This window comes from Streptomyces sp. NH27 (assembly GCF_056859195.1).
In genome coordinates this window covers 1-10,626 of record NZ_JACEGK010000262.1, presented here as the reverse complement: position 1 = coordinate 10,626, position 10,626 = coordinate 1, and the positions used below count along the sequence as shown (strand labels likewise).

The following is a 10,626-nucleotide window of genomic DNA, read 5'->3' as shown; positions in this document are numbered from 1 at the left end:
GGCCAGGACGAGGCTGACCGGGCCGGTGCCCCAGCCGAGGCCGCCGTGGGAGGTGGAGGCGCCCATCCAGTCCGCGAAGGAGGCGCCGAGCGGGCGGGTCAGGACGTAGGCGGCCCAGAAGGTGGCGACCGCGTCGAGGCGGAAGCCGAGCCAGGCGACGGCGGGTACGGCGATCAACGCGGCGAACATCACGCCGGAGGAGAAGTAGCCGAGGTGGAAGCCGCCCGCGGTGAGGTCGCCGACCGCGGTGCCCAGCGCGAAGGTGGCCAGCACCGTGGCCCAGTAGAACTTCTCGCGCCGCCGGGTGCGGATGCTGTGGATCGACAGGGTGCCCTCGCTGCGGTACCAGGCGATCAGCACGGCCGTGAGGATCACCGCGAAGGCCACGGTGGAGACCGCGTACGGGATGCCCACCACCACGTGCACGACATCGGCGGCCATCGTGCCGAAGACGCTCACCATGACGATCGCCGACCAGTACGTCCAGGCCGAATAGCGGGGCGCGCGGAACTGGAGCACCAGCGAGCCGACCAGCCCGAGCAGCCCGATCGCCCCGGCCCCGACCGGGCTCAGCACCCGGGCGAGGAAGTCCGAGGTGGTCTCGCCCATACCGGTGGTGAGCACCTTCGTCAGCCAGAACAGCACGGTCACTTCGGGTACCTTGCTGATGGCCGTGCCGGCCGCCCTCGCCGTGCCACCGCCGCCGTGTCGGGACCGCTCCACGAAGCCGCCGCCTTTCTGGCGCCGCGCGGCGCCGCACTACGATCCATGTCTGACTACAGGACTGTAGACGGAAATGCCGCGGCGTACGTTCCCGGGAACCTGCCGGGATCTCCTGATCCGCGGAGATCCCGGGAGATCCCGGCACGCGGTCCCTCGTCGGTGAAGCCGATGTTCGCGTTGCCCGTCGCCCGGCCCAGAAGGGAGTTGGGCCTGCCGCGGACGGCGGACCCGACCGGTACGGCAGGCGATGTGGCCGGCGACCGCGGAGGCGATGCCGGTCGTCGCGGTCGGCACGGTGCTGGGCGCCATGGTGACGGGCCTGACCGGCTCGGCGGACCGGATATGGTGCGGGCGAACCGGATGCCGGGCAGGCGGCGTCCACCAGGTTCCAGGGGGAGGCTGAAACAGATGGAACTGACGTTGACCGAGGAGATGTTGCTCGTCTCCAAGGGCCCGGGCTCCGATCGCTTCGCCGGCGGCCAGCAGGCGATCTTCGGCGTGGCGGGAGCGGTGCTGATGGAGTTGGCGCTGGAGGGCCGGGTCGCGGTGCGCGACGACCGGATCTTCGCGGTCGACGGCCGGACCGGTGGGCTCGCCGCACGCCAAGTCGGGCCGCAGGCCGAGGAGATGTGGAAGCGCATCCGCGCGCAGGGGCGCCTCCAGCGGCCCGCACGGTGGGTGGGGAACTCCACGACGGCCGGCAAGGCGTACCACAGGGCACGGGTCGAACTCCGCGACCGCGGCATCGTGCACGACGAACACCGGCGCGTGCTGGGCCTGTTCCCCGCCACCCGCTGGACCGAGGTGGACGCCGCGCCGGGCATCGAGGTCCACGAGCGCGTCACCCGGGCGATGAACGGCGGCGGCGCCGACGAGCGCACCACCGCCCTGGTCCTGCTCATCGACGCCTGCCAACTGTCCACCAGGCTCTTTCCGCAGATCGATCGCCGTACCCGCAAGGGCCGTTTGACGAAATTCGCCGCGGGTCCCTGGGCGAGCGAGCCGCTCGGGGAGGCCGTCCGGGCCGTCGCGAAAGGTGTCGCCGGCGCCCTCGCGGCGGCCCGTGCCGCCCAGACGGCGACCAACTGACCCGCCCACCGGCCCATCGACGCCCCGACTCCGCCAAGACCTCCGGCACCACGCTCGTCCGGTGGCCGGTCGACGGCGGCGCGAACCAGGGTTGGAGGTTCGTCCCGCTGTCCGGCGACGCGTACACCGCCTCGCACCCGGCCTCCGCACGCCATCCCTGAGTGCCCCGGGACCGGCTGCGGTCAGTTGGTCGGGGGCTCCGGGACGCGGATCGCCGCGCTCGCGATCTTCAGGAACGCCTCGGTCGTACGCGACTTGAGCCGGCTCAGCTTCTTGACCCCCGGCCCGACGAGGTGCTGGTCGAACGGCACCGTGACGGTCGGGCCGGAATGTCCCTCCGGGCGGGCGCCGTTCCTGGTGTTGCGATCGGTGCTCTCCAGCTTCGTGCACACCACGACAGCGGTGTCGGCCAGTTGTGCCCAGCCGCGACCGCGCAGTTGCGCCAGCACCTCCTGCGCGGCGAGCAGCGAGTCGCGTGCGTCGGTACAGCACAGTACGAGCCGGTCGGCCAGGTCCAGCATGACGTGGGCGCCCCTGAGACGGTGGTTCGACCAGTCGGTCAGCACCACGGAATAGTGCCGGGCCGCCAGCGTGAGCACGTGCCGGTACTCGTCGCCGTGTGCGGAGCTTCCCGCGGTGCGGGTGGCGCTGCTGGCGATGACGTGCAGACCGGACGGGGTGGCGGTGGTCCAGCGGCTGATCTCCTCGTACGAGGCGTCGGGCGTCAGCGCCATCAGTTCGGGAGTCCGGTTGGTGATGCCCGGGGGCAGGAAGGAGTACAGCTCGCCTGCTCCCGGTGCGCCGTCCAGGGCCAGCGTCGGCTCGCCACGGACAGCGGCGAGTACCGAGCCCAGCAGGAAGGTCGTCGTGGCCCGCCCGCTGTGTGGTTGGGCTCCGATGACGGCGACGGTCAGACCGTGGGTGAGGGGCCGTCGGATCTCCGCGAGCCGGGCGGCGGCCTGCCTGCCGTTCCCGCGCAACCCCAGCCGGAGCGCCTTGGGAGCCGGCTCCGCGGCGGACGGGCGCTCGGGGGCGACCCGGCGATGCGCCAACGGAGGGCGCGGGTGCTGATCATCGGTCCGCCGGACCGCGCGCGGCTCCTCCGCCTGTTCGTCGTCCTCCCGCCGAGGCTGCACGATGGCGACATAGCGCGCGAGGATCTCGGACATCTCCGCGGCGCTCGGCCGTTTGTCGGGGTCGATGTCGAAGCACCGCGCCACCGCGGCGCGCAGCGGACGCCAGCTGTCGCCCTCCCCCATGAGCGAGCGGCGCGCGGTGGCGGTCGGGCGGGGGAAGAGCCGGGGGTTGATCTGATGGAGGAGTCCGCCGAACACGCGCATGCTGTCCGCCGCGGTGGGCACCGGCCCGGCGCCCTCGTAGGTGCCGTCGACCGCGCAGCCGGACAGGCTCGTGAGCACGATCGAGCGGCGGAGCACCAGCACCGTGTCGGTGGTCAGTTCGGCGGGCACCAGACCGCACAGGTGACAGATGCTCAGCGCACCGGCCAGGTGCCAGCCGAGGGTGAGGCTGGTGAGCAGATCCGGTCCTGCGGTCGTCGTGTCCTCGGGGAGCAGCTCGCTGAGCCGTGGCGGGCCCACTTCGGTGAAGGACGTCGGGGTGTAGGGCTCCATCGCGACCCACGGGTGCAGCCCGTCCAGATCCGCGGCGATCAGTGGCGGCGCGTAACGGCCGTTCATCCGGCGCAGTGCTTCCGCTTCCGTGCGCAACAGGCCCACGGCGCCCACCTGGGCATCGGGGCGCGGGGCCCGTACCGCCGCGAAGTGGCCGGCACTGTCGCGGCCCAGGTAGACCACGGTGCGCCGGCCCCTCCGGCGGCCCTTGAGGGTGTAGGGGCCGAGTTGCCGGGGGTCGCGGTCGGCCAGGGCGTTCCAGCCCTCGCCGTCCGACGGCTCGATGTCGTCGCCCTGCTCCGGGTCCTGCTGTTCCGGGCGAAGGGGCAGCGTGTCCGGGGACACGCCGAATCGCGTCATCAGCCGGCGTTCGACGGCGGTGAAGGAGCGGAGCGCCGGCGGCAGGGTGTCGGTGCCGCCGGGATGCGCCAGCCAGGCCGGGAAGTCCGGTGATCTGCCCGCCAGTTGTTCCAGCCGGCGTCCGATGCCGCGGCTGGTCCTGGCCAGTTCGGCACTGGGCAGGGCGTCCAGCAGAGCGGCCTTGGCCTCCTCGGTGAAGTCGAACACCCGGTGCTTGGCCGGCAGGGGGCCGGCGACCGGAGCGGGCACGGGACGGATGACGCCGCCCAGGAAGATCTCCGCGAGATGGGCGGTGTTCGCGCGCCAGGGCACCGCCCTCTGCACGAGTCGCATCACGGGCACGGAGACCGGGGACACCGCGGCAAGGTGGGCTGCCAGCCGGTACGCCTCCGGTGACGCGGCGTCCTTGAAGTGCTGGAGGTCCGCGGTCCCCTGCGAGCCGGCGTGGAGGGTGAACCGCCGTGGCCGGGCCAGCAGCGGAAGTTCGACGGTGGTGCCCGGCGACGTGAGGAGCCCCGTCCACTCCCGGAACGACTCCGCCGTGGGTTGCAGCACGGGTACCGGTACCCCGGAGAAGTCGGCCAGACCTGCCGGCAGGATCCGGTCGGTGATCTCCCAGGCGGTGCCGGCTCCGCCCGGCCGGCGCGTGGTCGCCTGCCATGGGTCGGCCTGGATGCCCGAGCCTTCCCACAGCTCCGGCGGAAGCGCGTGCACGATCGCGACGGGTCCCTTGGCGGCCCAGCGCAGCATGACGTCGTGCGCCGTGCCGTGTCGCCACGCGGACCCCATGCCGTCGCTGACGACGAGGACGAGTGTCTGCCCCGACGGGTCGAGCAGTGTGGACGGTGCCAGCGGGGCACTGCCGGTGGTGAAGGGCTGGGCCCGGAGCACCGGTTGGTCTCCCGTGCGCGTGTCGAGGCCGAGCACCCGGATCGAGCGGAAGGCGCCGAGGCGTTGCATCGCGGTGATCAGGTCGGCGGCGAGACGGTGCCACAGCAGCATCGAGAGCCCGTCGTCGATGACCAGGGCCAGGTGCAGCCATCTCTCCTGGGCGGGCTTCAGTACGACGTCCGGCAGCCGGGTCTCGGCCAGGGCCGCGGCGGTGGCCGCCTCGTCCAGTTCCTTGCGCCACCGGCTCGGGTGTTTCCGTTTGAGCGGACGAAGTGCCCGGCCGACGCCCAGTTCGTTGACGAGCACCTTCTCCTCGGGAACCCGCAGCGGCATCGCCGATCGGCCTGGCGGGGGCGTCGACCGAGGTTCCGGTGGCGGCTTGCGCCGCTGCGGTCTCGATACGGTCGCGGGCTGCGCGGTCGCGAACAGCTCCGGCGGGATGAAGGTCCTGAGATCGGCGTTGGAGGGCGCGACCGGTGCGGGACCGGGTTCGGTGTCACGGTCCGGCGAGGCGGTGCCCGGTTCGGCGTGGGCGGGCTCGTCGGTACGGCGGGCGAGCTCCAGCGGAAGGGCGGTGCCGCCGGTCGGCAGCAGCCGCGCCAGCCAGAGCACGTCGAGGACGTCCTGGGAGTCGAGTTGGTATCCCGCGGCCTTCAGGACGCGTAGGACATCGCCGAGGCCGTCCACGGTGTGCGTCACGGTGTGACGATGCCGGTCAGCTGGTGGAGCACCGCGTCGAGCAGGCCGCCCGCGTCCAGGTCGACTCCGCCGACCCGTAGGAAGACCGCGTTCAGCAACTGGTCGGTGGCCAGTTCGCCCGGTGCGCGGCGGCGGAGGAAGGTCTGGACGAGGTCGTCGACCTCGTCGAGCACGTCGTCCCCCAGGTGAGCGGCGACGATCGCCCGCAGCCGCTCCTCGTCGGGCATCGGCAGGTCCAGACGGACGCAGCGGCGCAGAAACGCCGGCGGGAAGTCCCGTTCCCCGTTGCTGGTGATGACCACGACGGGGAACTGCGTGCACTGGACCCGGCCGCGGGTGACCGGCACGGTGGCACCGGAGTCCGCCGTCAGCACGTCGACCACGACGGTCTCCTCCGGCAGCCGGGCCAGTTCGGGAATCTCGAAGGTGCCGTCCTCGAACACGGTCAGCAGGTCGTTCGGCAGGTCGACGTCGCCCTTGTCCATCTCGTCGACCAGCAGGACCCGCGGCAGCGCGCCGGGGGCCATCGCGGTGCCCATCGGGCCGAGCCGGACGAAGGTGCCGATCGAGGGCTCGGGTTCACCGCGGTCCCGGCTCAGCGTGGTCTCGCGCAGCCGGCCGATGGCGTCGTACTGGTAGAGCGCTTCCTGCACGCTCGATCGGCTGTTGACGGGCCACCGCAGCAGTTCGCCGAGGCTCAGTTCGTGTGCGATCGCCCGTGCCAGCGACGACTTGCCGGTGCCGGCCACCCCGGTGACCAGGAGTGGCCGGCGAAGGTGGAGGGCGACATTCACGATGTCCGCGTGTTCGGGCGTGATCAGGTAAGGGAGGTGCACGGCCGACGGGCCGCCCGTGGTGAAGCGACGCCAGGGCGGTGCGGGCGGCATCGTGATCGAGCGGGGATCTCCGTCACCGCGAAAGATGCGCCAGTCGGCCTGCGGTCCGGCGGTCATGAGCCCTCCTGGGGTTCGGACAGGCGCAGCCGCGGAGGTTGCTTGTCCGCGTCCGCCCATGCCAGTACGGGTCTTCCGGGGAATTCCTGTGGATGATGGACGATCTTGGCCCGGTAGGAGCGCACACCTTCGGGCAGATCCCGGGTGGTCACCTTCGTCATGTACTCAACGGCGTGCGACTCCTTGCCACTTCCCCGATCCCACACCACTACGGGTACCCCCACGGTGAGGGCTGTCTGCACGATCTGGTCGCGCAACCGCGGTGGCACGTCGACGGTCACGCGCACCGCGTCGACCTGGTCCATCAACGTGCCGTAGATCGCCCGCCGGTCGGCGGCCTCGTCGGTGAAGAGCAGGGACGCGCCGGTGTCCAGTTGCCGCCATCGGCGATGCCAGTCCGGCACGAACCGCTGGCTGCGGAGCAGGAGTTCGGGACAGTTCACCACCAGCGGGTACTCCGCGCCGAGTACGCCGGGGACCATGTCACCGGGGCCCACCCCGTCCCACTCGTCGATCGGGAGGTTCAGCCCGGATCGCTCCACGAGCACCTCGATCAGCGGGCGGGTCTCCCCCGGGTAGGCGCGGTAGACCGACTGCAGGACGCGCAGCAGTTCACGAGCCGCCTCCGCGCCGGTGAGGCTGTCGCACTCGTCGCCAGGTGACACCTGGCGCAGTCCGGCACCCTCGTCACACCACACCCGCAACTGGTATCGGCTCCTGGAGGTGCGGTTCAACTGGGCCAGGACGCGGGGCGGCGACAGGCGGTCGGCCCGCATCTCGGCCCATTCCACCGCGTCGGAGCGCCGTTCGAACAGGGCCGAGTGGTGGATGCCCAGGCGGCTGGCGACACCGTCGGTCCACAGCCGCAGCGCGGCGCACTGGGCGGAGGGGCAGAGCGCCGCGATGTACTCCATCACACGGATGAGACCGGGCACCCGTGCACCGTCCTCCACCGATCGTCCGTCGCCCGGCAGGCGCTCCAACTGCTCCAGGAGACCGCTCCATTCGCCCACCGAGGAGACGTTGGCCAGTGGCAGTGCGGCCCGCACGGCTTCCGGAAAGCGGGCGGCCAGTTGCTGGGGAAGAGCGGAGAGGATCTGCTGGAGCCTGCTCAGCTCACGTGGGGTCAGCAGCCGCGGAGTCGTGGACAGCCGTCCCACGGCGAGCAGTTGGGCGACCGAGCGGGCGTCGTCGCGCACCATGTCGGTGAGCACCGCGAGGGCACGGGGTTCGGTGACCAGGAACCGGGCGAATTCCTCGACCGTCGGATCGGACCCGTCGTCGCGCCACCGGTATCCGCAGAACTCGGCCAGTTTCCGGGCCTGGTCGGAACGCAGCAACGGGTTGGGGAGTATGCGTTCCACGATCTCGGTGAACAGCGCAAGCGCGGGATCGTCAGGATCGCCAGGGGGGTCGTCCGGATCGGCAGGGCCCGGACCGAGGAGATCGCCGGCTCCGGCAGCCCGTAGCTCCTGCTCGATGCGTTGCCACGGAATGCCCCAGCTGCGGCGGATGATGTCCTGGCTGCTGAACGGCAGTTGACGCCCGGTGACGCGGTCGGTCGGCGGCATGACATGGGCTGCGACGATCCCCGTCACCGCGTTGTCGTCCGGGGACCACAAGGGCCCGCCGCTGTAGGAAGGCGCTATCGCCATCCCGGTGGCGCTCCCGTCGATGTAACCGAAGCTCCCGTCACACGTCTTGACCCGGACGTCCGCGAAGGTGTGGCTCGCCGCGGTGCTGTGCCACGCCCGCAGCGACTGTCCCGCGGCCATGGGGACCCAGGGCGGCGGTTCCACGGCCATCCCGAAGTCCGCCTCCAGACCCAGCACCGCCAGATCACCGAGCCACTCGTGGTCGTCGCCCGCACGCATTCCCGAAGTCCCGTCCCGGCGCCGGGGAGGCACCCAGAACATCACCTCGGCCCGGCGTCGCGAGCTGTCGGGCGAGGCGGGCAACGCGACGGTGATCTGCTCGTGGTCCGGGGGCCGGCTGTCGAACGCGCTCCGCCCCAAGGCGTCGTTGACGACATGGGCACAGGTCAGCAGCCGATCGCGGGCGAGGAGCACGCCCGCACCCGCGGACCTGCCGTCGTCGATACGCAGCACCGAAACGACGAAACCTCGGGGGTCGGCGTCCGACGAGCGACCCGACGGGATGAACCATCCCATGCCTCAGCCCGCTTGCGGGGCGTGTGGTTCCCGCGCGGCAGATATCCCCTCGCCCGGCGCCCCGGGGGCGGCGGCCCGAGGTGCGGGCTGCCAGGTGGCGGACACGGTCAACACGGCCTTGCCCGCGACCCCGACCACACCGAGTTTGAGGTCCTGGCCCACCTCGACCCCGAAGGTGACGTTCACCTCCTGCGGTGGACGGTCACCGGCGACGATCGCGTCGTGAACTTCCTGGAGCAACGGCCCGAGCGGCTGGAGGACCGCACGCAGCGCCCCCACCGCCATGGTGGGCACCGTACGACCACCGCGGGAAACGGGAACGGTGCGCCCTATCCCCGGGGGTAAGTCGTCCTCCTGGCTCGGTACGGGGCCGGCCTCGCCCGCGTGACCGGCCTCGCCCGCCTCGCCCGCCTCGCCCGCCATCTCGAAGCGGACGGGCGTCCCGTCGGCCAGCAGTAGTTCGGTGAAGTTCGCCACCCTTCCATTGTGCCGACCCGGAGCCCCCGGGATGAGCGGTTGCACGCAAGAGGCACGGCGGGCGGACCACGTCACGGCATCGAACGCCACGGCCGGGAACCGCACGACGAGCGGCGGCGTCGCTACCGCCCGCCGGCGGCCAACTCGCCGACGGGTCAGCGGAGTTCCGGCTGCGACTCGTGGCCTTCGTGGCGCCGGGTGCCTCGGTCGGCCTGATCTCCGCGCTCGCCGAAGGAGCGCTCGACCTCGCCTTCGTCTCCCTGCCCGGTCAGCCCCCGGCAGCGGTACGCCTCCAGGAACTGGCCTTCGCACCAATGGACTTGGTTGTCGCGACCGGGCACCAGCTCGCCGAGCGGACGTCGGTGACACTGGCCGAGCTGGCCGACGAGTGGTTCGTGGACTTCCCAGGTTGACCCGTGCCACCCCCGTGCCGCACCGTGCCGCACCGTCCAAAGACGTCTGTCCACCGGCCGTCCGCGTGGCCACCGGCACGGCTGGTGCAGAGCCACCGGCGAGGTCGATCGCAGTGGCCGGCACGGCTGCCCAGAGGAACGGTCGGACCACCGGAATGCCTTGCCGGGACGGCCCGGCCGATCGGGCCGGGCGCGGTACTCGGCTACCAGGGCTGGTCCTGGGTCAGCTTCAGCAAACGCTGCAGGTGCGTGCCGGCCTTGCGCAGGTCGGCCTCGGGGACCTGCCACAGCCGTGCCGCGTCGCCGTAGCCGCCTCCGCCGAGGCCGCTCCAGTAGCAGGCGGAGCGTTCGGCGGCGGCAGCGAGGACCGCAGCCGGGTAACGCTCCCGCAATGCCTGCGGATCGGTCAGCCGCCACCAGGAGGCCAGCGCCCGCGCGGCCAGGTACGCCCCGTGCCGGGCAGGGATGCGTTGCCACAGCAGGTGGGCGACCGGGTCCAACTCGGCACTGGTGCGCGGGAGATGGGCGCCCGGCTCGGTACAACCTGAGCGGTAGCGCGCCATCATGGTGCTGGCGTTCATCGCGTAGGGGCTCTGGTGGGGCAGCACCTCGGCAATCAGCCGGTCGGGCCCGAGGGACCGGCGCAGCAGGTAGTCATGGCGTCCCCGATCGGTGTGGACCTCGCCTCCGACACTGTCCCAGCCGCGTCGTCCCTCGGCGGGATAGACAGCGACGCTGCAGGACTCCACCCGCTCCCGGGAGTCGACGCCGATCCCGTACAGCGGCCCGTCCGCGCCGTACAGCCGCAGCAGGACGGCGGCGGGCGAGTCCGGGGCGCACATCCGCTCCAGCTTGCGGCGGTCGCCGCCCGCGGCGTGCTGCCAGAAGGTGAAGGCGCGCTTCTGCAGGGTCTGGGGATCGACAGACCGGCGCTGCGGCGAGGACGGAGCATGGCCGGGTGCGGCGGGGCGGGGGGAGGCGGCGCGCGCTGCGGACGCCTCGGCGATGCGCCCGGCCTTCGCTCCACCTCCGCTCCGCGGCGCAGCGCCGCCTGCGGCCTCGGCGTTTCGTGCGGCCGACCGCCCCCCGGCAACGGTGGCGCCCGCACCCACCGGTGCCACCGCGCCTTCCGCGGATACGTGCGCGGCGGCGTCGCGGGGCGGTGGTACGGACTCCGGGGCCGGAACCGGGGTGGGGTGCTTGGGGGCCAGGCATCGGG

The 10,626-nt window shown here is 72.1% G+C and carries 7 protein-coding genes and 1 pseudogene; 2 read left to right on the top strand and 6 right to left on the bottom strand.

Annotation, left to right across the window (positions count from 1 at the left end):
- On the bottom strand, positions 1 to 723 hold a 723-nt coding region (locus AC13HU_RS21295), incomplete at its 3' end, for a COG4705 family protein (protein WP_483043507.1).
- A 408-nt stretch (positions 724 to 1,131) separates the two neighbouring features.
- Here AC13HU_RS21295 and AC13HU_RS21290 point away from each other — a divergent pair.
- Positions 1,132 to 1,812, top strand: coding sequence for a GOLPH3/VPS74 family protein (locus AC13HU_RS21290; RefSeq protein ID WP_483043506.1), 681 nt, complete (start codon positions 1,132 to 1,134; stop codon positions 1,810 to 1,812).
- 182 nt (positions 1,813 to 1,994) lie between these two features.
- Here the strand turns inward: AC13HU_RS21290 and AC13HU_RS21285 are convergent, their stop codons facing one another.
- The 4 genes from AC13HU_RS21285 to AC13HU_RS21270 form a co-directional block, all read right to left on the bottom strand.
- Entirely contained in the window at positions 1,995 to 5,393 is a 3,399-nt protein-coding gene (locus AC13HU_RS21285) for an SAV_2336 N-terminal domain-related protein (protein WP_483043505.1), read from the bottom strand.
- Complete coding sequence (locus tag AC13HU_RS21280; protein ID WP_483043504.1) at positions 5,390 to 6,346, bottom strand: AAA family ATPase; 957 nt, start codon at positions 6,344 to 6,346, stop codon at positions 5,390 to 5,392. The genes AC13HU_RS21285 and AC13HU_RS21280 overlap by 4 nt, the downstream gene beginning before the upstream one ends.
- Positions 6,343 to 8,454 (bottom strand): VMAP-C domain-containing protein, encoded by a 2,112-nt coding sequence (locus AC13HU_RS21275; protein WP_483043503.1) that lies wholly within the window; start codon positions 8,452 to 8,454, stop codon positions 6,343 to 6,345. The genes AC13HU_RS21280 and AC13HU_RS21275 overlap by 4 nt, the downstream gene beginning before the upstream one ends.
- Positions 8,455 to 8,520: 66 nt before the next feature.
- Entirely contained in the window at positions 8,521 to 8,994 is a 474-nt protein-coding gene (locus AC13HU_RS21270; RefSeq protein WP_483043502.1) for a CU044_2847 family protein, read from the bottom strand.
- A 179-nt stretch (positions 8,995 to 9,173) separates the two neighbouring features.
- On the opposite strand from AC13HU_RS21270, the gene AC13HU_RS21265 reads away from it, so the two are divergent.
- On the top strand, positions 9,174 to 9,407 hold the full coding sequence (locus AC13HU_RS21265) for a LysR substrate-binding domain-containing protein (protein WP_483043501.1): 234 nt from the start codon (positions 9,174 to 9,176) through the stop codon (positions 9,405 to 9,407).
- Between the two features lie 203 nt (positions 9,408 to 9,610).
- On the opposite strand, the pseudogene AC13HU_RS21260 reads toward AC13HU_RS21265, so the two are convergent.
- Positions 9,611 to 10,626 (bottom strand): annotated as a pseudogene (locus AC13HU_RS21260) (hypothetical protein); the annotation flags it as partial.

Bases quoted from the DNA above. Each gene is read 5' to 3' on its own strand.
- AC13HU_RS21280 (WP_483043504.1), bottom strand. From the start codon at position 6,346: ATGACCGCCGGACCGCAGGCCGACTGGCGCATCTTTCGCGGTGACGGA.
- AC13HU_RS21290 (WP_483043506.1), top strand. From the start codon at position 1,132: ATGGAACTGACGTTGACCGAGGAGATGTTGCTCGTCTCCAAGGGCCCG.